Source organism: Pseudoalteromonas sp. SG41-5, from assembly GCF_014164495.1.
GTDB lineage: Bacteria > Pseudomonadota > Gammaproteobacteria > Enterobacterales > Alteromonadaceae > Pseudoalteromonas > Pseudoalteromonas rhizosphaerae.
In genome coordinates, this window is record NZ_JACJFH010000004.1 from 1 (window position 1) to 22,457 (window position 22,457).

Genomic DNA, 22,457 nt, shown 5'->3' on the forward strand with positions numbered 1-22,457 from the left:
TTGGTGTTATTGGTGTTAACGAAGACATTGAACGTGGCAAATGTGCAACTGTAGCAGGTAATGAATTAATTACAGCTACAGAGCTTGCAGAAATTAAAGGCCTAGCCACAGGTATTATTTCTACTGCACGGATCACCCACGCAACGCCAGCTGCAACGTATGCAAAATCAGCTGATCGTAATTGGGAAGACATTTCCGACATGCCTGCAGATGCAGTCACTGCAGGTTGTGAAGATATTGCGTCGCAATTAGTTAATTTCGAAAAAAATCTTGAAGCGCGCTTTGCGGGTGTTGATGTTGATGGTCTAGAAGTGGTGATGGGTGGCGGCCGTCGTCATTTCTTACCAAAAGATGCTGCATTTAACTCTAATGATGCTATGAGTGCAGTCGAAGGTGATCGTACTGATGAACGTGATTTAACAGCGCAATGGCAGCAAATGTATAGCGATGGTAAATACATTACTGATCAGGCCGGCTTTGACGCAATAAATGGCGATACCAAACGCGTATTTGGATTATTTAATGAATCGCATATGCAATATGAAGCGGATCGCAGTAATGATATTGCAGGTGAGCCTTCATTAACGCAAATGACGACTAAAGCGATTGATATCTTAAAGAATAATGAAAAAGGGTTTTTCCTAACGGTTGAATCGGGTCGTATCGATCACGCCCACCATGCCGGTAATGCTTACAACGCATTAAATGACACAATTGAATTTGCCAATGCGGTAAAAGCAGCAGTAGAAAATACCGATCCAAATGAAACACTTATTTTAGTCACTGCGGATCACAGCCATGTATTTACCATTGCTGGCTATCCAAAACGCGGTAACCCAATTTTGGGTCAAGTTGTAGCAGTAGGTCGCGATACTCCAACCCTTGCAGCTGACGGTATGCCTTATACCACAGTCGGTTACGCAAATGGCTTGGGCTTTAGAGATTTAGGTGATGAAACAGATGCAGACGCTTCATATTTAGCCGCAGCCGTTGCTGGGCGTGTTGAATTAAGTGGTGTTGATACCTTAACACCGGGCTTTCATCAAGAAGCAGCAGTCCCACTTAGCTCGGAAACTCATGCAGGTGAGGATATTTCATTGCATGCTAAGGGCCCTGGGGCACAGTTGGCACAAGGCGTTGTGGAGCAAAATGTTATTTTCCACATTATCAGTCAAGCGCTCGAACTAATAGAAGAATAATGGTGATTACAATGAAAAAACTTAACTTAATATCTCTTGCTGTGGTTGTTGCGTTAGCGGGTTGCTCTGATGATGACGATAAAATTGAGTCAATGACGGTTAAAAATACGCTTGCAGTTGGCTCTGAGCAATGTATCAATGGTGGCATTGAGACCCTAACAGGTGACGACAGCAATCAAAATGGTGAGGTGGATGCAGATGAAGTAACTACAACCACTGTAGTGTGTAACGATGCTGAAACTTCATTGAATCCACAACAGTTAGCGCCGCTTACTACCAATACTTGGTATAAAGAAGCACACACTAAATTAGCTAGTAGCCAAGATAATATTGCTAATATTGTTAAAGAGTCTGGCAAAGCGAAAAACGTCATTTTGTTTGTTGGCGACGGTATGGGGATTTCAACAGTAACAGCTGCGCGTATTTTAGCGGGTCAGTTACAGGGCAAAATGGGTGAAGAACATCAGTTAAGCTTTGAAACACTACCGTTTTCAGGGTTTGCTAAAACTTATAATGTTGATGCACAAACACCTGATTCTGCCGGTACGATGACAGCAATGGCATCAGGCGTAAAAACTGATGTCGGTGTTATTGGTATTGATGAAGCAGTGGTTAATGGTAATTGTTTGTCAGGTAAAGGCCATGAATTAGTAACGTCATTAGAGCTTGCGGAAATTGCAGGTAAATCAACGGGACTTATTTCAACGGCACGTATTACCCATGCCACACCAGCTGCAACGTATGCAAAAGCGGCAAACCGCAATTGGGAAGATGTTTCAGATATGCCTGAGTCGGAAGCGGCTAATTGTGAAGATATTGCATCGCAACTGGTTAACTTTGAAAAGAACTTAGAAGCGCGTTTTGCTGGGATCGATGTTGATGGTCTTGAAGTGGTAATGGGTGGCGGTCGTCGTCATTTCTTACCAAAAGACGCAGCATATAATTCAGCTGATGCAGTAAGCTCGGTAGAAGGCGATCGTACTGATGGCCGTGATTTAACTGCTGAATGGCAAGCTCAGTATCCAAATGGTCAATACGTAATGGATCAAGCAGGTTTTAATGCGATTGATGTGACTAATACTAAACATATTTTTGGCTTGTTTAATGAATCTCACATGCAATACGAAGCTGACCGTGGCAATGATATTGCGGGTGAACCATCGTTATCAGAGATGACAGCAAAAGCACTGGATGTATTGGATAACAACGAGAAAGGCTTTTTCTTGACGGTTGAAGCTGGACGAATTGACCATGCTCACCATGCGGGCAATGCCTATAACGCTTTAAGTGATACCATTGAGTTATCAAAAGCGGTGCAAGTGGCGCTTGATAAAACCAGCATTGAAGATACGCTGATTATTGTTACTGCCGATCACAGCCATGTATTTACTATCGCAGGCTACCCAAAACGCGGTAATCCAATTTTAGGTAAAGTGGTTGCCGTGGGTGAAACCGAGCCAACACTTGCTGCCGATAATATGCCATACACCACCGTAGGTTATGCTAATGGTGGCGGCTTTAGAGATTTAGGTCAGGAAACGGATGCTGAAGTAGGTTACGACTTTGCCCCAGTAACCGGTCGTGTTGATTTAACCGATGTGGATACGCAAAGTCCAGGTTTCCACCAAGAAGCACTTGTGCCGCTGTCATCTGAAACTCATGCTGGTGAAGATGTTGGTGTTTATGCAATTGGCCCTGGTGCGCATTTGGTAACAGGTACTAACGAGCAGAGCTTTATTTTTCACGTGATGGATTATGCAGCTGACTTAGTAAAACAAGCGGATGCTAAAGTTACAAATTAAGTAATTGTCATGTAATACGCTTTACTAAAGAGCAACCCAAAACTGAGTTGCTCTTTGTCATTAATCTGCAAAATAAACACATTACAGTGACCCACGGTATTAAATCGAAAAGAGAATCCAGTGAAAAAAATTATCCTATCTTTAGCGTTAATAAGTCCATTGGCCAGTGCCACGCAGTGTGCGTTGGACAGTCAATATGTGCAAGCAAGCTATCAGGTTGGTAAGCAAGTTGCGGGCAAAGCTGTGGCTGAATCTCAACAGTTTACATTATGGCGAACACCCCATCAGGTTGCAGAGCAAGGCCTTGAATTAGTTGAAGTGTGGCAACAGTTGAGTAATCAGCAAATTCGGCCAATTCGTTACTTTCAAACACCGCAGCGTGGTATTGAATATCAACCTTCAGATGTGCAAGGTCAGCAAGATTGGAGTACTAAATACCAATTAGTGAGTGATGATTTTATTGCCAAGATGACTTTAACCGATGAGCAAGGTGATGGCTGCGATAAAATACAGCATTATCAATTAGTGCAAGGTGATACTACGATTGAGCTTGCATGGTTGGTAAATCAAAAGCTGGTAAGCGCAATGAGTATTGCTAAACCGCAACTTACTCAAACATTAACGTTGGGCACTGTGGACTTTAAAAAAGCTCAGATACAGCAGCAATTTGCCCTGTGGGATGCTTATCAAACGACTGACTATGCAGATATTGGTGATAACGAAGGCGACCCATTTTTAGCCAAAATGATTAACTTAGGATTTATCGAGCATGGTGCGTCTGGCTTTTATGATGCTAATGGTAAAGCGCTTGGTGGTGGGCACAGCCACTAAAAAGGGCCGGTGAATGCTCTTTTAAAGTCTCGATTTGGATGTTAAAAGGCCAAATTTCAGCTTTATAAATTAGCATGTGGCCAGTGCCCGCAAAAGTATCGATTCGTTTAACCGTAATAAGTGATATTACACTATCGCAGCTGTATTTAGGCCGGGTTCAAATCATTCGTTGTTTGTTTTGCTATAAAGATCACCTTACGATACAAATAAAATTGGCTAAAATGGCTTTCCTCTTTTAACTTTAGTAGATGTACTATTTAAGGAGATTGAATCGTGAGTGACACACAAAGTAATCACCCCCACGGGGTTTTCTGTTGGTCAGAGTTATGTACATCTAACTGGAAAAGCGGCAAAGCTTTTTACACTGAGTTATTTGCTTGGGGGGCTGATGATCAACCCATTGGTGATGGTCTTTATTACACTATGTTACAAAAGCAAGGTGATGATATTGCTGCCATGTATCAAATGCCGAACGAACAAAAAAACGCAGCGACATCAAGTCATTGGTTAGCCTATATTGCAGTAGATAATATTGATGAAGTAGCTGAAAAAGCCAAACAATTAGGTGCTGATATTATCGCCGGTCCTCATGATGTAATGGACGCGGGTCGCATGGTGTTGCTAAATGAGCCTGGTGGTGCATTATTTGCCTTATGGCAAGGTAATCAGCATAAAGGTTGCAAACGTTTAGGTGAACTTAATACTCCCTATTGGCATGAACTGGCAACCCGCAACAGTGCTGCAAGCCGTGAGTTTTATTGCCAGTTATTGGGTTGGCAGAGCGTTGAAAAACCTATGCAAGGAATGAGCTACACATTATTCACTGTTGCTGACCAACCCGTTGCAGGGATGATTGAGATGACCGATGAATGGCCTGCAGAAATTCCTGCTCACTGGATGATTTATTTTGCTGTCGATGATTGTGATAACTATGTCGCAACGGCTCAGCAACTTGGCGGTGAAGTGTGTGTGGCACCAACCGATATTCCCGAGGTGGGCCGCTTTAGTGTGATCACCGATCCACAAGGCGCAGTGTTTTCAATTATGACCTCCGCTATGAATGATGTGAAATGTAACTAGTTATGCTTAATTTAATTAACTAAAAAAGCACTTAGGTGCTTTTTTTATTTTTGTTTGCCCCAAGCTCTCAGTTATAGAGTGTATATAGAATGGGAGTAAAAGTATGACAAAGCATGTGGTAATTACAGGCGCTAATCGTGGCATCGGCCTTAATTTATGTCAGCAATATTTAGCAAAGGGTTACCAGGTTACGGCCGTGGTGCGTACTCCAAGCGATGAACTTAAAGAATTAGATGTGACAGTGATCAGCAATATCGATGTTGCCAATGCAGCAGATATCGAAACACTTGAAAACCAGTTACATGGGCATAAGATAGATCTGCTTATTAACAATGCCGGTATTTTCCATAATGAAAGTATGGCAGAGATGGATTTTGATACCATTAATCAACAGATAGCCATCAATGCTGTAGCACCAATTCGAGTTACCCATGCGTTAATACACTGCTTAGGTATTGACGCTAAAGTTGCCATGATCAGCAGTCGCTTAGGGTCGATTGCTGATAATGACTCAGGTGGTTATATTGGTTATCGTATGTCAAAGGCTGCACTTAACGCGGCATCAGTCAGTTTAGCTCATGAGCTAAAAAGCAAAAAAATTGCGGTTGGTTTATTTCATCCGGGCTTTGTGCAAACACAAATGGTTAATTATGCCGGAGACATTTCGCCTGAATTATCTGCAGAGCTTTTAGCACAACGTATTGATGAACTAAACCTAAGCAATAGTGGTGGTTTTTGGCATTCAAATGGTGAAACCCTACCTTGGTAAATAATATTTAATGTAGGTTATCTTTAATAGCTAAACAGGCTGTAAATCAGCAGTCAGTTTAGCTAAATTTAATTAATTTTTGCTATAATACTGTCATATTAACGATTTTAGTATTTGAGAGCAGCACATGGAATTAGAGCAAGATAGTAGTTTAACACTTCCGTTATTTCTTTTTGATGAGACCTTAAATGAGCGAGATTTATCGACCCCTGATCTCTCAATAAGCGTACTTTTAGATGACGACTTACTGACCCAGCTTTGTCAAAATCCAGCACCGGATAGCAGCATTGCTATTACTATTTCAGATTATATTGTAGAAGCCCATAACCCGGCGTTTGCAGACTTAGCAAGCAATGCACATCAAGCACAGCTAACTTTAACGCGTGGACCATTATTGAGCGCAGTACTCGATACCCAATCAGAGCAAACATTTGTGTCCCCACAAATGGATATGATGCCGACGTTTGACTTGGGCGATGAGGACGAATAATTCGATGAGAAAGTCTTTTTTGCTGAGTGCACTAATTGTTGTGCTCAGTGGCTGCGCTTATTTAGGTGCCGCTCATTACAATGAGCTATTCGGGCCAGAGCAAACACAGCAGCGTATGGTTGAACATAACTCAGGTAGCGGTGCTGAGTTTTTACAGCATGTACAACCTGTGCTCGAGAGTCGTTGTGTGGTTTGTCATGGCTGCTATGATGCACCATGCCAACTGAAACTTTCATCTCCAGAAGGAATTGACCGCGGCCTAAGTAAGGAACGTGTTTACAATGGTACTCGTTTATTAGCATCGACTCCCAGCCGCTTACTTTTTGATGCAACGAATACTAGCCAGTGGCGTGATAAAGACTTTACCCCAGTATTGAATGAACGAGCGCAAACAGAGCAAGCAAATCTTGCCGGTAGCGTGTTGTACAACAGTTTAGTGTTAAAAATGAGCTCACCGCTACCAAATGATGAGATCTTAGGTGATGAGTTTGATTTTTCTTTAGATCGCTCGCAAAGCTGCGCCACTATAGGAGAATTTGACAGCCTTGCCAACAGCCAACCTCATTCCGGGATGCCATATGGATTACCTGGTATTTCGCGTACTGAATTTAAGCACCTTGAAAAGTGGCTTAAAGAGGGCGGTAAAATGGCGCATATTAAACCGCCAAGCAAAGCTGCTTTAGCTCAAGCACAACGCTGGGAGAGCTTTTTAAATCAAGACGATTTAAAGTATCAATTAACAGCACGTTATGTGTTTGAACATTGGTATTTAGCACATATTTATTTTGTTCAAGATGATGAAAAAAGCTTTTTTAAATTGGTGCGTTCGAGTACCCCACCAGGGCAGGACATTGAGTTAATAAATACCCGCCGCCCTTACGATGACCCTAAAGTGGAGCGGGTGTATTATCGCTTAATGCATGATCGTTCGACTATTTTGGCAAAAACGCATTTACCACTGGCACTGAATGACAGTAAATTAGCGCGCTTGTACAGCCAGTTTATTGCGCCAGATTATCACGTTGACAGCATGCCAAGTTACTTGCCAGAAATAGCATCCAACCCATTTAAAGTGTTTGCCGCCATGCCGGTTAAATCTAAATATCAATTTATGTTAGATGAAGCTGAATTAATCATTATGGGCTTTATTAAAGGGCCTGTTTGTCGTGGTCAAATAGCGTTAAATGTTATTAATGATCATTTTTGGGTGGCATTTGCTGATCCTGCTAAAGCGGCAACGCCAGAAGTGGGTGAAATGCTGCTACAACATGAAGATGCCTTGGCATTGCCTGCGGCTGAAGAAAGCAACGCTTTACCTATATCTAGCTGGGTCAAATACGCCAAACGTCAGAATACTTACCTTAAAGCCAAGGCAACGTTGGCAAATAGCATGTTCAAAAATGGTGAAAACCTAACCACCGACCTATTATGGCGTGGTGACGAGGTGAATGATAATGCTGCTCTGACTATTTTCCGCCATTTTGATAGTGCGACTGTGGTTAAAGGTTTTATTGGCCAAGAGCCAAAAACCATGTGGGTATTAGATTACGCACTGTTTGAGCGGATACATTATTTATTAGTTGCCGGGTTTGATGTCTACGGTAATGTTGGCCATCAGTTGATCACTCGTTTATACATGGATTTTTTGCGTCTAGAAGGCGAGCAAAACTTTTTAGCACTGTTACCTAAGCCTCAGCGTAAAGAGTTAAAAGCAAACTGGTATCGTAAAGCACCACCGAGTTTAACTAATTTCTTTGAAAGTGGTGATGAGTTTAGTCAGCCAACTGGTATTGACTACAAAACACAGGATCAACAACACGAGTTATATGGCTTAATTAAACAAACGCTAAAACCGGTGTTAAGTCCGCGCTTTGATTACACACAAGTACCAGAGCCGTTACAGCAGTTAAATAATATGCCTGCAAAAGCAATTAATTTACTGCCGCAAATCTCGTTTATATTAGTGAAAGACGGTGCTGCAGAGCATCAAGCGTATACCATGATCCATCACAATGCCCATTATAATATTTCTAGTTTATTGAACGAGGAAGGGCAGCGCGCTTATGCAGAAGATACCGTCACCATTGTGCCTGGTTTCATTGGTGATTACCCTGAAACAATTTGGTATTTGAATAATCCACAACAACTTGCATCATTTGCCGAGCAACTACCATTGATGCAAATAGAAGCCGATTACAGAGCATTAAAGAGTCAGTTTGCAATTCGCCGAACACATCCGCAATTTTGGCAATACAGTGATATTTTGCACAAAGTTGCCAAACAATACGGTGGTGTTGAATACGGTTTGTTTGATTATAATCGTTTAGAAAATCGGTAATTATAAAAGCAAAATTGATAAACCCCGCATTGAAGCGGGGTTTATTTTTTTAATAATATCATTGCGTAAAGTGTCACTTTATCCCCTTTGGTCTACACTTATTAAAAAATAATAGGGCCTATTATGATTCAAATTATTGCTAATATTCGGTCGCGCTATCGTTGGGCGTTATTAGCGATAGCGATTCTCTCGAGCGCGAGTGCTTTGCTTATTCAGTTTATGGTTTTTGTGCAAAAAGACGATGCTCATATTATCAATGTTGCAGGTAAGCAGCGGATGTTGTCACAAAAAATCGCTTGGCATAGTAATGCCATGGTTACTGAGATTGGTAGCAATATTAAATTACATCGTAATGTATTAGCTAAAGCGAGCGCAGAGTTTAGAGCAGGGCATGAATTTTTAGTGCAACAGCATTCTAATGGCGATTATTTATATTTAGACGACGAGTTGGTTGCTTATTATTTTTCGTCACCGATTAATCTTGCGCAAACGTCGCTAGCGTATTTGGCTAAAGTGCAGCAACTGTTAAATGATCCTAGTGTAAGCAAAGTAGAAAAGCGATTTACAGTTGCAGAGGTTGAACGCTTGCTCAAGGAGCTTGATGGTGCAGTCTCGCTATTTGAACAACAAGCAAAGTTCAAAACCCGAGTGCTGTCCAACCTAGAGCTGGCTTTTTGGCTATTAACTTTAGTGTTGCTATTCATTGAGCTGAAATTTATATTTCAGCCTATGGAGCTGCAAATTATCGCTGCGATTAATAAATACCAACAACAAAAGTTGCGAGCAGAGCAGATAAGCACTTATAAAGAGCGCTTTATCGCACGGGCAAGTCATGAATTTAGAACACCGCTACAAGGGCTGATAGACTCGATTGAGCAACTTCAGCTATCAGAATCTCAGCAAGCATTGCAAAAACAAGCAAAATATTGTGCCAGCAGGATTGTAAGTATGCTGGATGAGTTACATGAACTACAGCAGTTTAATACTGGGCAATGGCAGTTAAAATTTATCAAGCGTAATTTAATAACCACGCTTGAGTCGGCTATTACACCTTTTCAGTTTGCCTGTGATAACAAACAGTTAAAGTTTGAAGTAAAACTCAGTCCTGAGTTAGATCGCTATACAGAGTTTGATCATTTACGATTGCAGCAAATCATTACCGAGCTACTTAGTAATGCCATTAAATTTACTAGCACTGGGCAGGTTTCAATATCCGTTAGTTACCAAGATGGTCATATTAAAATAGTGGTCGCTGATAGCGGCGTTGGTTTTGCTCAATGCTATCCATATTTAAATCATCATAGTATAGAACAGAGCAATGACTTTCAGGGCTTACAAACCGGTTTGGCACGTGTGCAACATATTGTCAGTGCTATGCAAGGCGGCGTTGAGTTTAAAGATGTCATACCGCATGGTGCACAGATTAAGATCCGTTTGCCATTATCTAAAGCTGCACTACTAACGAATCAAGGCAACTTACCCGCACAACTGCATTGCTTAATTGTGGAAGACAATTTATTAAACGCAACAATTTTATCACGAATTTTAACCGAGCTTAATTACACCGTTGAAGTGGCTGAAAACGGTTTAATAGCAACACAAAAAATTGCTGAAAGTGAGTTTAATGTGATTTTTATGGATTTGAACATGCCGGTTATGGATGGCTTTCAAGCGATAGATATCATTCGCAAAGAATTAAATTCAACGGTTCCGATCATTGTGATCACCGCCAACACTGCGCCAAGTGATTTAGAGCGAACTTATGAACTTGGCTCTAATGTACATGTTTATAAACCATTTTCGGTTGCGGATATTAAAAAAGCCCTCATGAATGTATTTAACGAGGGCTGATAATTTTTAGTGGCTGATTTTAATATCGCCTACACCGACTTCAACGTTAATGCGGTATTGGCCGCCACCGTTATATTTACTAGTTGAGGTGACCAGCTTACGGCTATGTTTAGCATCATTTTTCATGCCTGCTATTTTGGTGTCGCCAACACCACTATCTAGGGTGATCGTTTGATAGTCAGCTAACGCGCTGCTGATCCGTACTGCGCCCACACCGACATCGATGCTGGCAGTATTAGCAAAATTATTTACTTCAATATCGCCAACACCTAGCTCTAAATCTATCGCCATGGTTGTTGGTATACTTACCAGCCAGCTTTGTTGCACATCGTCATTATCAATCGAGAGGCTCAGCTTATCGCTACTTTGTTGATGTTTTAAAGTGATATCTTCAAGTGCAACATCATCACTAAACCAATTATCATTTTTCGCTTTTAGCTCAATCGACACGGTTACTTGGTTGCCTTGATGGGTGCTAAGTTCTAGGCTGCCAACGGGCACGTTGATCGCCAATGCCTGCTTGGCAGTGACATCAAAGATCTGTTCAATTTTTTGCTCAGCATGAGCAGCTAAACTACTGGTTAATAAGATTACGGCTAAACTAGAGATACTAAGTGTATTCATTATTTTTACTCGTTGTTAATGGCTTTATAGATTAGACGTTAGCAGATTTAAAAAGGTTTAAACCGCGTGAATTTTATTCTATAGCCATGCTAATAAAAGTCATGTATTTTCAAACTAATTAATTTAAGAGCTAAAAAGGATCGCTGTGCAGTCAATTAAACTCAATAATGTGACGGCTAACCTTGGTACCAATGAACGCGAAAGTTTTCTCGTAAGTAAGCTAACTTGGCAGGTTGAGAGCGCTCAGCATTGGGTGCTACTTGGCGGTAACGGAGCAGGAAAATCAGCCATAACAGCAGTATTACTCGATCAAGCTAATATTGTCAGTGGTACACGACGTTGTGATTTTAAGCGTACAGAAATAGTCTCTTCAGATCTGCAAAAGCAATTGATTACCGCTGAGTTATTAGCTGATCAAGACGACATCACCGATGGTAAAACCAGCCCTAAATTGGTGTCAGAGCTGATTTATCAGCAATCAGGCCCATATTTTGATCAACAGCTATGTCAGCAGTTAATTACAGGGTTTGCTTTTGAGGCATTGCTTAAGCAACGTTTGCGCGCACTCTCAACCGGGGAAACACGTAAACTAATGTTAATTAAAGCACTGAGTAATCGCCCCGAACTGATTGTGCTTGATGAACCGTTTGATGGTTTGGATGTACAAAGCGTTGAGCTATTACGTAGCGTATTAATCGAACTAAGTGCCAGCATGACCATGGTCTTTGTGGTTAATCGGTTAGACGAAATCCCCGTATTTATTACGCATTATGGTTATGTGAAAAATGGCGAATTACAACAGCAACTAGCAACTCCTGACCTTAAGCAGCGCGATGATTTATTTAAATTATTACACCTACAACAAACTGATTTAACGATTCCTAGCAAAGACGTGGCACACAGTGCCCCAGAGTTTAATGAGCCTGAGTTAGTAAGATTGCGAAATGCTATGGTCAGTTACAGTGGCAAGGTTATTTTTAGCCACTTAAATTGGACAATCAAAGCACGACAGCATTGGCAGCTCAGTGGTCAAAACGGCTCCGGCAAAACCTGCCTGCTTAACTTAATCACTGGCGATAACCCGCAGTGTTATAACAATGATATTAAAGTGTTTGGCTATCAACGCGGCAGTGGTGAAAGTATTTGGCAAATTAAGCAGCATATTGGCTATATTTCGAATGCTTTGCATATGGAATATCGGGTTAGTATTTCTGCGCTCAATACCATAGTGTCAGGCTTTTACGACAGCATTGGCTTGTATCAAAAGCCAACTCAAATTCAGCTTGATATCGCCATACAATGGTTAGCGTTATTAGGTTTGAGTGAGTTAAAAAACACCCCATTTACGCAACTTTCTTTTGGTGACCAACGCATGCTATTGATTGCCCGCGCTATGGTAAAACACCCCACATTACTGATTTTAGACGAGCCATGTTTGGGGCTTGATGAAGCCAATCGGCAGCGTGTTTTACTGTTAATCGAAAAAATATGCACCGCAGGCAGCAGCACAGTAATTTATGTAAACCACCATGCGAAAGATAAAATTACCGGGATAGAGCACTATTTAGATATGGCAGATTTTAGGGGGTGAGAAAGGGGCTAGGGGGAGAGAAAGGTTCTAGGTGCTAGGAAAAACCAGAGCAGCTCGGCGTTAAATTTATCGCCGTAGGTTGGGTTGAGTGCAACGAAACCCAACAGCCATTCTTGCAAAGTAACTCTAAACCCCCTATGAAACGCTGAATTCTGCATCTAGAGGTGGTTTGGGTATACGGATAGCAAACAGTTACATAATTTGTTATTAATGAGTAATGTAAATAAGAGAACGCGCCTTTTGTATAAAAGAGGAACGTGCACTTTGATTAAGTTGTAAGGCCTCTGGGGTAATAAAATGGATCTATTAACATTTATAAGTAAAGTTATTGATGCAATCGCTTGGCCTACTGTTATTTTGATTTTAGGTATTGTCTTTCGTCGGAGCGTATCAGACTTATTTCCTTTCTTACGTAAAATAAAAGCAGGGCCAGTAGAAGCGGAATTTGGTGCCGAAGCAAGAAAGTTACTTGAAGAATCTAAAGAAATTATCGCAGGTAGCGGCGCGAAGGAGGGCAAGATATCTTCAGAAGAACAAGAAGCTGATGTCGCTCTAGCAAAAATCTATATTGCTAAGCATGATCCCACGAAAATGATCCTAGAAGGCTGGAGGAATGTAGATGGTGCGCTCTTCCGCTTCGGAAAGGATGCAGGGATTATAGTAGATCCAATGGATAGCACAAATAACGTTTATACGAGAGTGATTACAACTGACTTACTAGAGCCCGAGACTAAGAAACTGGTTATAGAAATCTATGAAATGCGCAACCGTGTAGCACAAGCTAACTTAAAGCCTTCACTAAGTGCTGCGAAAGACTACATACTAGCAGTTGAGCAGATTGTTAAGCTGATTGAAAAACAGAGGGAAAGTGTCGAGAAAGTTGGAAACGCTATTTGGTAATCAGGCCTAACAATGCGCTCTGCAGTAAATTTTCCACTGCGCCACAAATTTACCGCAGAGCGCGGCGTTAGCTTTTAAATCAAACTCTTGGTCAATAATGAATAATGAGTCTCAATTGGATAAAATAATATATGCGGTACGCAGTGTAAATTTGGACAAAATCAAAATTGGTGAATCTAAAGTACACTCTTTATTTAATAGAATAAGATCACATCAGACAGGTTCAGCAGATGAGCTAGAATTGATTGGTGTTCATTATGGAGAATTCAAAACAGATAAAAAAATTCATCCTATTTTGAATGCAAGTCACTCCCATTTAGAGTGGTTTCATAATACTGAAGAAGTTGATGACTTCATCAATTCCAACTTTCTGGTTTTTCCTAAGGCGCTATCACTTTTAAGCGAAATTAGCTGGTCTACGAGTGAAACTATTTCAGCTGAAACAATTGCAATTGATGAGTATGTTAAAGGTAATATTAGCAATACTGAGTTTAAACTTTGGTTAAATGATTTTGATATGCTCCAGTACATAAAGTCAGCATTAAATAAAAACTAACACATATGAGCCTTAACTCTGGCAATAGTGTTCTTTTTGACTGTTTTTATATAGTGATGGTCAATTCTAAATCAATAAACAAATTCGTTTACTTCCTCTAAAGTGCAGGCCTCTTAACCTTATTGTGAATAATTCACTAATTTTTTTGCACAAAGAGTAATGAATGAGCAGTAAATGAGGGGGGAGCAAAATAGCTACTCGGTTATGGTTGAACCATCAATAACAATAAATTAAAAACGAGTGATTCTACAGCTCGCCTCCATTAAAAATGGGGGAATTACCGTTTGTCTGTTAAAAACACCGATCTATAGGGAAATTATTTTTGTATAATAGCGCCTCTAAAATAAGCCATATCAGTCTTCGGGATATTATATAAAATATAGACCCCCAGTTCACTTAGCGCACAGTGAATATGTTATATACAAAGGATAGAGTACGTAACCATGGCACGAAAAAGAAAAACACTTCCCAAGAATTTTGATGAGCTGATCAAAAAAGAAAATCTCTCGACTCTTATCACTATTTTTGACAAATGCGAGCTGGATGCTTACAGCGGCTACGGTAAGGTATCGGCACTAGGGTTTAGTCATTGTCCCGATGAGTTGTCAAAGTGGCTTGTTGATAATGGCGCGGATTTGCATTATTTAAATACCTATGGCAATACGCCGCTACACCTTAGAGCAGGCGCTATACACTCGAACTTGGACGTTCTTATTCAAATGGGAGCGGACGTAAATTTTCAAAGTAAAGCGGGCAATACGCCACTGCATAGCGCAGTAACCTTTCATAACGTCCACAATGCGGCAGTATTGCTTGCGGCCGGTGCGGATATTAACGTTAAAAATGAATATGACTTAACACCATTAGAATACAGCTTGCAGCGCTGCGGCAATTTGGATATTCCCAGTATGGTTGATATGACAGAGCTATTCGTTCGTTATGGCGTAGAAATTACGCCTAAAATGCAAGAATTGGTGACCGCTATTGGCGATAAGTTCGAGTTTATGCGAGAAGACTTTAATAAAGATAGTGTAGATGAGTACAGTCACGCCTTAAATAACTTGTATCGCTTATATGGTGTAACGCCTGTGGCAACGCGTTTGCTTCACGACGGACAGTCAGCTATTGAGTTAGTTGGTGATACTTGGGAGCAAACATACGATAACCTTTGGGATTATTTAGTCCCGCCTAAAGGCGCAGCATTAACCGTACAAGGTGAAGTTATTCGTATCGCAGGGCGAGTGACTGATGAGCTGTATGGTAATGGTGGTGTTAATTGGGATCGCGCATACCGGCAAATGTGCAATGCTTATCTTAAGCATATTGCTTCACACAATTCATTGGAAGAAAAAGAAATTGCTGCATTAAGTAATCTAGTTTCCGATATGGAGCTGTTAATGGATGAGACCACTCAGCTGCAACAATATGCTGTTAAGTGGATTTCAAAAAACACTCATCCAATTAAATTAGAAACCCCCAGCTATAAACGTTAAAGTATTTATTACTGAGGCCATCTGCTATGTGCTTTTTATGTGCTCTATGCAAGGTATTTTAATTACTAGTGTCATCAGTTATTGATGAGACTCCATCTGTATTATTTAAATAGGAAAATTAAGTGAACGAAGAACAATTACTCGAAATTATTACTAATCCGATCCCCGATAACTATTTTCCAGTCCAGTTTCTTGAAGAATGCAAAGCGTTGAAAGAGTTAGACTATATTTCACCGGTTGTATTAAAAGAGGAAGTAGTATCTCGATGTAAAACGATTATTTCACCGCAATGGCATTCTTGGATTGAAGCCTATTTCCAGCTTGTTTCGAGCGGCAAGTTTCCGTTTTTATGGCCTTTTAGACAGGATATGATTGGTTTTAACTTCAGAGAAGAGTTGGATGACTTTGAACGTGACGATGAGTTATTTTCATTAGGCTCTGACCCAGTTGGTGATTGGTTTGTGATGACCAACAGTAGCGGATCACAAGTGTTTTTATCAGATCATCATATTTATGATTTATATGACGGTTGGAAAAACCCCAATCATCTAGTGGCTTGGGCGTTACGCTCTGCATTGGCTGATGAACATGGGTTGGCTGTTGCAGATATTATGAATGCTTGGGAACAACGAAATGATAAAGTTGAACTCGATGCTCTCAAGCGGATCATATCGGATCTTAACTAAACCGAACATGTCGTCGGTTGAATATGGGGGAAACGCTTTATTCTGACGTTACCCCATACATCTTTAACGTTATGGTTTTTAACTATTCTTATGTACAGCAGTAGCCAGTACGTTAGGCAAATAAACTCAAAAAAGAGTAAGTTAATGTCCAAATGGCAGTTATTTAAAAGCGGTATATGAGAAGAGATTAAGACCCCATTTTAATATCAGAATGTTTTTTATTTAATGATTAAAGTCAATCACTTGAGTATCGCATAGGCTTGTTAGCAAAGAGTTTAGTTGCAACTGATAATCTACACAGGGGCATGGTGCTGTAGCATAGCCAGTATCACATGAGGGGATTGTGAACATTTAAATGGCAAACGACAGGTAAATGTCAGTAATTCGAAAAATACGAATTTTCGGTCATTCACATTTTGAAATCAATTATGGTAATAGCGATCAAAGTAGAAAATCAGCAAACGATTGAATCAAAATAGCAACTCGGCTATGGTTGAGAAATAAATAAAAATAAAATTGCGTTATTCTACAAGTTCGTTAACTACTTGAAATAGGGTTATCCTGAATGAAAACTAATGTCGAAAATACAGAACAGCTGGCTACTGTAAATCAGAAAGTAGTTAAGGACGGGGAGGTTTTACCTTCAGTTCATTTAAAAGATGGGAGTCGGGTTCAGACAGGAACCGTGGCAACAATGTTATATAACATTAATCTTTATAATGCTGGCGAGCGAGAGCTAGTAGAGAAAGAGCTAGAACTTGCTGTGCCAACGCTTGTGAAAGTCGGCCTATTTGATCTTTTTCCCATTGAGGACTGGATTGCTGGCACTAATCCTGGCCGGCGTTTCGTCGGTGAATGTGCAAGAAACTATTTATCTCGATTAGGTAGCTAATAAGTGATTATTTGACACTGACTGCGTGACGTGGGCATGAAGATAATTACAATGAAAAATTTCGAACTGTTTATTAAAAGCTTCGCGTTAAGAGCCTATGAGCAATAAATTACGAAAATATAAAATGTCAGGATTTTTGCGGGCATCGGTATTACCAGACTACGACATCGATCCTAATGGGTATGCTGCATATAAAAATGCACAACTCATATTAGACTCATTCTGTGAGTTAAAAGATGAATCTGTATTTCTACCTTTTGGGGTATTTAGTCGAGTTTACAATTTTTTGGGCCAAGAACTAACGCTTGATCACGATTCGGATGCAGGCGATGTAACGTTTATCCCAAAAACTGATGTGCAATTAGAGGGCTTACTATCACTACTGATAACCGAACATGGCTACGAAGTCAGCCCTTAACAAGTTTAGGCTGTATATTTGAAATTTAAGTTTGCATGCCTGTTTGCTTTAATATTCAGCAGTAATGCGGTTTTGCATGCTGATGAATTAGATTTTTCTCAGTATAAAGGAAAAAGCTATGAAGTAGTTAAACGTGAGTTTTTAAACAGTGGTTGGCAGCTAGTGCCAAACCAAGAAGGTGAAACTTCCATCAGCGAACAATATCCTGAAGTGACATGTGGCTTAGGTAGTATGGCTATTTGTTCTGTTGGTTTCACAAGTAAGCAAAACTCGGTTGCTTTCATAGTCGTAAAATCGCAAAGTGAATTAATTATTTCTGGTGAATATTGAGTTAGCCACTAATACATATGAGCTCAGCTATGGTTGATACATCAATGGCAATAAATTTAAAACGAGCAATTTTACAGGCTTGTTATATTTAGGGAAAATTAGGGAGAGGTTATGGATACTCAAGCAATTAAAAAAGAAAGCGAAACTATTGTTTCAAGTTTTGATGGGGAAATTTGTGATTGGCTTCCTGTCTATGATATCTCACAGATGAGATCAGATAGTGAGATCATAAATAGAGCATTGATTATGAATGCAATGATCAATATTGCATTCAACGCCCCAATTGACTTCATAAAAAACTATATCGATGAAAACCAACTAGCTGAACACTTGTCAGACGTTGAGAAAACTATTCTTACACAATCCCAAGAAAACATAAGTGAGCAAGATAAAATCAATTTACATTGGTATCTTGAGTCACTCTGGGCGTTGATTTGGGTTATGAATAAATTCGATGACCTCAGTTTTCCATACCCAATACCGGACGATATGATCGACTACTGCCCGGATCTACAGCAAGAAGAAGGCCCAGAAAAGTTTACGAAAGATATTAAAATCCGCTCGTTTGAAGAAATATATAAAATGAGAGATGTATATTATCGAGCTATGTGGAGTTGTAGGCATTACCAACTTAATAATGACCCCCATGATAATTTTAATATGAGCATAATCATGGAGCGCCGTCGAGCGCTAAGCTGGTGTCTTGATAAACAATTAGATTGGGATGATGTCCCTCAAGACACATAAAAAATATAGCAGGGTGATCACCCGAGGTCAGCTAATTGGCGGGTGATGGCGCTATTGGAGATAAATATGAGATACATTGATGTCGAGTGGATACATGACCTTGAAGATGAGCCGTTTCGTCTCGTATCCGAAATTGGTGATGATAATTTTGAACTCCGCAAGCTTGAGTTTTGTCGTAATGGAAAGCTTGGATTTGCTTCGGGTGAAACCCACACCGAAAATACGATGCTCGGTATTGTTGAAGTGCCGCAACTAGAGGAGATAAACTCTGATGTTGAATTTCAGGGAATAAGTATCTCAAAACAAGAATTTGAGCAGCTATGGCAGAAATATGTACCATAGCTGCTTGAGGCATCAATAATATGCAAGAATATAAAGTGTCTCATAAACAGGGAAGCTCAAAGAAGCATATCGAGTTTTTTTCACCGCCAGAGTCTGCTGATTTTAGAGCTGCATGTGAATCTGCTTTTTCTAAGCATAGCTTCACTATCGAATTTGATGGAAATTATTTATGTGTAACACATTCAGATAAATCGTCACGGTTGTCAGATATAAGTATTTAGTCTGATGAGTGGGGAGTTATTTGGGGTGAGGCATCTCAATGGGGATCGGATGAAGAGAGCCATAGTGCAATAGAATTATTTGAAAAAATACTTGCAGAAAGTGGTGAGTTTATTGCTAAATAAATGCCATAACAGCGTTTTAAGTAAGAGTTTTTTGCAAAAGCTTGTCAAAAATTATAGCCGCTTTTGCATTGATACCTATAACCGCTTGGCTATTACTAGCCAAGCAGGTGAGTTGTCTTTTCGTGAGTAATTACAGGCGAGTTACTGTAAAACCTTGGTTTTTAAACTGCTTTAATAAACCGTGTTGTTCTGGCAAATGCAGGGCGCCTACGGCGATAAATAGTTTTTCTTTACCAATGCGAGGTGTGAGCTCTTTTATCCAATTATTGTTACGTTCAATCAGCATAACTTGTTCGCTGATCTCACCGTAGTTGCTGTCATCAAAGCTTTCATTGTAGTACTTAGTTAAGGTGGCCATATCGCCATTTTTCCATGCATTAACTAAGGTTATAAAGTAGGTTTCAACATCGGCAAGCTGTTCAAACGTTTCTTCAATCATTTCGTTACTTAACAACGATAGATTATTAAACATCTCCATTTGATATTCGAGCGTTTCTAATTCGCCAACCGGTATATTGTTCGCTTTTGTATAGGCAAGCACTTGTTTATCAATGCCATATTGATCAGAAAAACCAATATTTTGAAATTCCATTTGCAGCATAGTAACCATTACGGCCCATGGAGCTAGGTTATTAAACATCGCTATATCAATTGATTTGTTGCTGAAGTATTGCTGAAGCTTTTTATAGTTTTGCTCAGATAATTCGCTTTGTAGAGTATTACCGTTTTTTAGCATCATAAATGGCATAGAGCGGCGCTGCATTTCCATCGGGCTGATTGCACTAACATCGACTTCAACAATTACTTGATCGCTGGCATCAAGCGCGTCGGTTACTTTTTTAGGTAGCCCTTTCATAGTGGCATCACCGACATGCACAGTGCCAAACAAATATGATTTAACGCCATTTTTTTCTATTTGCCACAACCCAGGTTCACTGTGGCTAGCAAAACTAATACACAGTAAAAGGGATAAAATAAAGTAACTGCTAATACGCTGAGTGAGGTTCATAATTGTCCTTATTGGTTGGGTATATATCCATATTAAACCAATACGCTTAATTGGGTAACGTTAAAATTAATGCTAAGCGAGAGTTTGGCTTGTTTTTTGCGCTGATGGTAAAGTTATTGAGATTACATAAACTGTTAACTATCGCTAGCCCCAAGCCGTGGCGTTGGTTATTCGTTCGTGAGCTATCAAGCTGGTAAAGGGGATCAAAAATAGCCTCAAGTTGTTGTTCACTTAAAGGCTTAGCTAAAGCGTTGCATAGCGTGATTGTGGTGTGATATTTAGTTTGTTCGACCTGTAAGTTGATAGGTTGGGTGCTAAGCCCATAAAACAATGCGTTATCGAGCAAGTTAGATAAAATGGTATGCAGGCAAAATCGGTCAGCGGTGATCATCAGCTCAGTTGCAACATCTAGCTGTAAGCGCTGCTCAATATCGGCATGTTTAAACTGCAGTTCATTGCTTAATTGCGTAATAAAGTCACTTAAATTAACGCTTTCTAAATTGAGCTCTACAGCGCTACTACCAGCGCGTTGTAATAGCAGTAAGTTATTGACGATGGTTTTCATACGCTGTGATATAGCCAAAATGTCGCTGGTATATGTGGCGCTAATACGCTCATCATCAGGGTAACGCAGTGCCACTTCCGACAAGCTGATCAGCTCAGAAATTGGTGTTTTTAATTCATGTGCGATGTCGCTGGTTAGGCGTTTTTCATTTTGATAGAGCTGTTGATTGGTGGTAATAAATTTATTCAGCTCATTACGAATAGGTTCAATTTCCTCTACTTGAAAGTCGCTTTTGATAGTTTGTGAGGCGCCAGTGATATCGAGTAATTTTATTTGTTCATTTAAGTTGTTCAGTGGAAAGAGGCCACGGTTAACGATTCGAGTGACTAAATAACGCACTCCAAAAACTGCGATAATACAGGTCAGAATAAAAACCACATCAATGATCAGCAATACTTTATTTAATGATGAAATAGGAGCGGCGATAGTTAAAACCATGGTCTTAAAATGACCGCTGCCGCGCGCTGCTTCATTTTCTTGCTGGGCAATGAAGTGGCTGATCATGGCGCGACCCTCTTCACCGTTAGGCAGAGTGTAATCAATAATTTTAAATTCGTTAATGGGGATAGCTAAATTGGGTAAATCAATATTTTGATATAGTTGCAATGAATCTGATTTTTCAAACGTCTGTTGTTCGTGCCATAGCTGATAAAATTCGCTGGCATTGGCCTGCTCATATTCAGACATAAACTCGCCAGCAAAATCAAATTCTAGTTTGCCATTATGATCTTTCACTAAGGTTTTTAAATAATTAGATTTATTAGTTAAAGATTGATTAAATTGATTTTCAACCCAAGAATCAACACTCAAATCGACGGTTAAAAAAATAGTAACTAGAATAATCGATAGTACGGCACTAATATTATTGACGAGTTTACGCTTGATAGAGTGACGTTTAGTTTTTGGCAGCTCAGTTTTGAGAGGCGACATAACCAAATCCACGTTTATTTTTAATTGGTAGTTCGCCGCCGAGCAGCCGTACTTTTTTGCGGATCGCTGAAATATGCGCTTCTAGCGCATTTTTTGACAGCATATCAAATTGGCCGACCACGGCTTCGCTGATCATCTCAAGGCCTAATACCCGTTCTTTGGCACTAAATAAGCACTCAATGATTTTATATTCGTTGCGAGTAAGGTTTATAGGCTGCTGCTGATAATGCAGTGTTTTTAAGCTCAAATCTAACACGCATTCTCCTACACAGAGTGTGTTTTGCTGGTTTTGTAATTGGCCTCGCCGAGACAGCGCCAGTACTCTGGCATGTAGTTCTTCAAACGAAAACGGTTTCGTTAGATAATCATCAGCACCTTTCATTAAGCCGTTTATTTTGTCTTGTGCTTCAGAGCGAGCAGATAAAATTAATACCCGAGTTTGACTCGAGCTGCTACGCAGTGCCTTGAGAATACTCATGCCATCAACACTTGGTAGCATTAAGTCGAGAATGATTAAATCATAGTCGCCACACAGTGCCATGCTTAAACCGTGTGAACCATCACCGGTACCGTCCACGGTAAAACCGAGATTATTAAGGCCTACATCTAGGCTGCGTCTAAGCGGTTCAGAATCTTCGATTACGAGTATCTTCATGATCTTAACTCAATT

General features: G+C 40.2%; 22 protein-coding genes. 18 read left to right on the forward strand and 4 right to left on the reverse strand.

Annotated elements, in window-relative coordinates; translation table 11 throughout:
* From H5232_RS01735 to H5232_RS01770, 8 genes are all read left to right on the forward strand, one after another.
* On the forward strand, nucleotides 1-1,199 hold a 1,199-nt coding region (locus tag H5232_RS01735), incomplete at its 5' end, for an alkaline phosphatase (RefSeq protein WP_182830502.1).
* An 11-nt stretch (nucleotides 1,200-1,210) separates the two neighbouring features.
* On the forward strand, nucleotides 1,211-3,001 hold the full coding sequence (locus tag H5232_RS01740) for an alkaline phosphatase (protein WP_182830503.1): 1,791 nt from the start codon (nucleotides 1,211-1,213) through the stop codon (nucleotides 2,999-3,001).
* Between the two features lie 120 nt (nucleotides 3,002-3,121).
* A complete protein-coding gene (locus H5232_RS01745) occupies nucleotides 3,122-3,832 on the forward strand; it encodes a hypothetical protein (protein WP_182717653.1) in 711 nt (236 codons plus the stop codon).
* Nucleotides 3,833-4,105: 273 nt separating this feature from the next.
* Nucleotides 4,106-4,912 carry a VOC family protein gene (locus tag H5232_RS01750; protein WP_145238336.1) on the forward strand — a complete coding sequence of 269 codons (807 nt, stop codon included), beginning with the start codon at nucleotides 4,106-4,108 and terminating at the stop codon, nucleotides 4,910-4,912.
* 103 nt (nucleotides 4,913-5,015) lie between these two features.
* Complete coding sequence (locus tag H5232_RS01755) at nucleotides 5,016-5,681, forward strand: SDR family oxidoreductase (protein WP_182717654.1); 666 nt, start codon at nucleotides 5,016-5,018, stop codon at nucleotides 5,679-5,681.
* Nucleotides 5,682-5,808: 127 nt separating this feature from the next.
* Nucleotides 5,809-6,171, forward strand: coding sequence for a hypothetical protein (locus H5232_RS01760; protein WP_145238340.1), 363 nt, complete (start codon nucleotides 5,809-5,811; stop codon nucleotides 6,169-6,171).
* A 4-nt stretch (nucleotides 6,172-6,175) separates the two neighbouring features.
* Entirely contained in the window at nucleotides 6,176-8,509 is a 2,334-nt protein-coding gene (locus tag H5232_RS01765) for a fatty acid cis/trans isomerase (protein ID WP_182740404.1), read from the forward strand.
* Between the two features lie 123 nt (nucleotides 8,510-8,632).
* Complete coding sequence (locus H5232_RS01770; protein WP_182830504.1) at nucleotides 8,633-10,360, forward strand: response regulator; 1,728 nt, start codon at nucleotides 8,633-8,635, stop codon at nucleotides 10,358-10,360.
* Nucleotides 10,361-10,366: 6 nt separating this feature from the next.
* Here H5232_RS01770 and H5232_RS01775 read toward each other — a convergent pair whose 3' ends face one another.
* The gene (locus tag H5232_RS01775) at nucleotides 10,367-10,984 is read right to left on the reverse strand and encodes a hypothetical protein (RefSeq protein ID WP_182740402.1); all 618 of its coding nucleotides are present in this window, start codon (nucleotides 10,982-10,984) and stop codon (nucleotides 10,367-10,369) included.
* A gap of 145 nt (nucleotides 10,985-11,129) precedes the next feature.
* On the opposite strand from H5232_RS01775, the gene modF reads away from it, so the two are divergent.
* The 10 genes from modF to H5232_RS01825 all read left to right on the forward strand — a co-directional run bounded on the left by modF (nucleotide 11,130) and on the right by H5232_RS01825 (nucleotide 18,939).
* Nucleotides 11,130-12,575 carry a molybdate ABC transporter ATP-binding protein ModF gene (gene modF / locus H5232_RS01780; RefSeq protein WP_182830505.1) on the forward strand — a complete coding sequence of 482 codons (1,446 nt, stop codon included), beginning with the start codon at nucleotides 11,130-11,132 and terminating at the stop codon, nucleotides 12,573-12,575.
* 297 nt (nucleotides 12,576-12,872) lie between these two features.
* Nucleotides 12,873-13,475 carry a hypothetical protein gene (locus tag H5232_RS01785; RefSeq protein ID WP_182830506.1) on the forward strand — a complete coding sequence of 201 codons (603 nt, stop codon included), beginning with the start codon at nucleotides 12,873-12,875 and terminating at the stop codon, nucleotides 13,473-13,475.
* A 97-nt stretch (nucleotides 13,476-13,572) separates the two neighbouring features.
* Complete coding sequence (locus tag H5232_RS01790) at nucleotides 13,573-14,031, forward strand: GIY-YIG nuclease family protein (RefSeq protein ID WP_182830507.1); 459 nt, start codon at nucleotides 13,573-13,575, stop codon at nucleotides 14,029-14,031.
* A gap of 443 nt (nucleotides 14,032-14,474) precedes the next feature.
* Nucleotides 14,475-15,524 carry an ankyrin repeat domain-containing protein gene (locus H5232_RS01795; protein ID WP_182784083.1) on the forward strand — a complete coding sequence of 350 codons (1,050 nt, stop codon included), beginning with the start codon at nucleotides 14,475-14,477 and terminating at the stop codon, nucleotides 15,522-15,524.
* A 122-nt stretch (nucleotides 15,525-15,646) separates the two neighbouring features.
* Entirely contained in the window at nucleotides 15,647-16,210 is a 564-nt protein-coding gene (locus H5232_RS01800) for a hypothetical protein (protein WP_182717660.1), read from the forward strand.
* A gap of 565 nt (nucleotides 16,211-16,775) precedes the next feature.
* The gene (locus tag H5232_RS01805; protein ID WP_149982583.1) at nucleotides 16,776-17,102 is read left to right on the forward strand and encodes a hypothetical protein; all 327 of its coding nucleotides are present in this window, start codon (nucleotides 16,776-16,778) and stop codon (nucleotides 17,100-17,102) included.
* A 97-nt stretch (nucleotides 17,103-17,199) separates the two neighbouring features.
* The gene (locus tag H5232_RS01810; RefSeq protein ID WP_149982584.1) at nucleotides 17,200-17,520 is read left to right on the forward strand and encodes a hypothetical protein; all 321 of its coding nucleotides are present in this window, start codon (nucleotides 17,200-17,202) and stop codon (nucleotides 17,518-17,520) included.
* Between the two features lie 18 nt (nucleotides 17,521-17,538).
* The gene (locus H5232_RS01815; RefSeq protein WP_182740400.1) at nucleotides 17,539-17,850 is read left to right on the forward strand and encodes a hypothetical protein; all 312 of its coding nucleotides are present in this window, start codon (nucleotides 17,539-17,541) and stop codon (nucleotides 17,848-17,850) included.
* A gap of 111 nt (nucleotides 17,851-17,961) precedes the next feature.
* Nucleotides 17,962-18,597: a DUF4272 domain-containing protein gene (locus H5232_RS01820; RefSeq protein WP_182717662.1), complete on the forward strand. Its 636-nt coding sequence runs from the start codon at nucleotides 17,962-17,964 to the stop codon at nucleotides 18,595-18,597.
* Nucleotides 18,598-18,663: 66 nt separating this feature from the next.
* Complete coding sequence (locus H5232_RS01825; protein ID WP_182740399.1) at nucleotides 18,664-18,939, forward strand: DUF6881 domain-containing protein; 276 nt, start codon at nucleotides 18,664-18,666, stop codon at nucleotides 18,937-18,939.
* A 474-nt stretch (nucleotides 18,940-19,413) separates the two neighbouring features.
* Here H5232_RS01825 and H5232_RS01830 read toward each other — a convergent pair whose 3' ends face one another.
* Genes H5232_RS01830 through H5232_RS01840 form a run of 3 tightly spaced genes read right to left on the reverse strand, consistent with a single transcriptional unit; the run spans nucleotide 19,414 to nucleotide 22,442 of the window.
* On the reverse strand, nucleotides 19,414-20,292 hold the full coding sequence (locus H5232_RS01830) for a TraB/GumN family protein (RefSeq protein WP_182717664.1): 879 nt from the start codon (nucleotides 20,290-20,292) through the stop codon (nucleotides 19,414-19,416).
* Nucleotides 20,293-20,338: 46 nt separating this feature from the next.
* Nucleotides 20,339-21,787: a sensor histidine kinase KdpD gene (locus H5232_RS01835; protein ID WP_182830508.1), complete on the reverse strand. Its 1,449-nt coding sequence runs from the start codon at nucleotides 21,785-21,787 to the stop codon at nucleotides 20,339-20,341.
* Complete coding sequence (locus H5232_RS01840; RefSeq protein ID WP_182717666.1) at nucleotides 21,768-22,442, reverse strand: response regulator transcription factor; 675 nt, start codon at nucleotides 22,440-22,442, stop codon at nucleotides 21,768-21,770. Before H5232_RS01840 ends, H5232_RS01835 begins: the two co-directional genes overlap by 20 nt.
* Nucleotides 22,443-22,457 lie beyond the last annotated feature (15 nt).

What these genes read in the sequence shown, in the direction of transcription:
- H5232_RS01825 (WP_182740399.1), top strand. Translation starts at nt 18,664, where the DNA reads ATGAGATACATTGATGTCGAGTGGATACATGACCTTGAAGATGAGCCG.
- H5232_RS01770 (WP_182830504.1), top strand. Translation starts at nt 8,633, where the DNA reads ATGATTCAAATTATTGCTAATATTCGGTCGCGCTATCGTTGGGCGTTA.
- H5232_RS01740 (WP_182830503.1), top strand. Translation starts at nt 1,211, where the DNA reads ATGAAAAAACTTAACTTAATATCTCTTGCTGTGGTTGTTGCGTTAGCG.
- H5232_RS01775 (WP_182740402.1), bottom strand. Translation starts at nt 10,984, where the DNA reads ATGAATACACTTAGTATCTCTAGTTTAGCCGTAATCTTATTAACCAGT.
- H5232_RS01840 (WP_182717666.1), bottom strand. Translation starts at nt 22,442, where the DNA reads ATGAAGATACTCGTAATCGAAGATTCTGAACCGCTTAGACGCAGCCTA.
- H5232_RS01795 (WP_182784083.1), top strand. Translation starts at nt 14,475, where the DNA reads ATGGCACGAAAAAGAAAAACACTTCCCAAGAATTTTGATGAGCTGATC.
- H5232_RS01790 (WP_182830507.1), top strand. Translation starts at nt 13,573, where the DNA reads ATGAATAATGAGTCTCAATTGGATAAAATAATATATGCGGTACGCAGT.
- H5232_RS01805 (WP_149982583.1), top strand. Translation starts at nt 16,776, where the DNA reads ATGAAAACTAATGTCGAAAATACAGAACAGCTGGCTACTGTAAATCAG.
- H5232_RS01765 (WP_182740404.1), top strand. Translation starts at nt 6,176, where the DNA reads ATGAGAAAGTCTTTTTTGCTGAGTGCACTAATTGTTGTGCTCAGTGGC.
- H5232_RS01835 (WP_182830508.1), bottom strand. Translation starts at nt 21,787, where the DNA reads ATGTCGCCTCTCAAAACTGAGCTGCCAAAAACTAAACGTCACTCTATC.
- H5232_RS01755 (WP_182717654.1), top strand. Translation starts at nt 5,016, where the DNA reads ATGACAAAGCATGTGGTAATTACAGGCGCTAATCGTGGCATCGGCCTT.
- H5232_RS01760 (WP_145238340.1), top strand. Translation starts at nt 5,809, where the DNA reads ATGGAATTAGAGCAAGATAGTAGTTTAACACTTCCGTTATTTCTTTTT.
- H5232_RS01820 (WP_182717662.1), top strand. Translation starts at nt 17,962, where the DNA reads ATGGATACTCAAGCAATTAAAAAAGAAAGCGAAACTATTGTTTCAAGT.
- H5232_RS01785 (WP_182830506.1), top strand. Translation starts at nt 12,873, where the DNA reads ATGGATCTATTAACATTTATAAGTAAAGTTATTGATGCAATCGCTTGG.
- H5232_RS01830 (WP_182717664.1), bottom strand. Translation starts at nt 20,292, where the DNA reads ATGAACCTCACTCAGCGTATTAGCAGTTACTTTATTTTATCCCTTTTA.
- H5232_RS01810 (WP_149982584.1), top strand. Translation starts at nt 17,200, where the DNA reads ATGAGCAATAAATTACGAAAATATAAAATGTCAGGATTTTTGCGGGCA.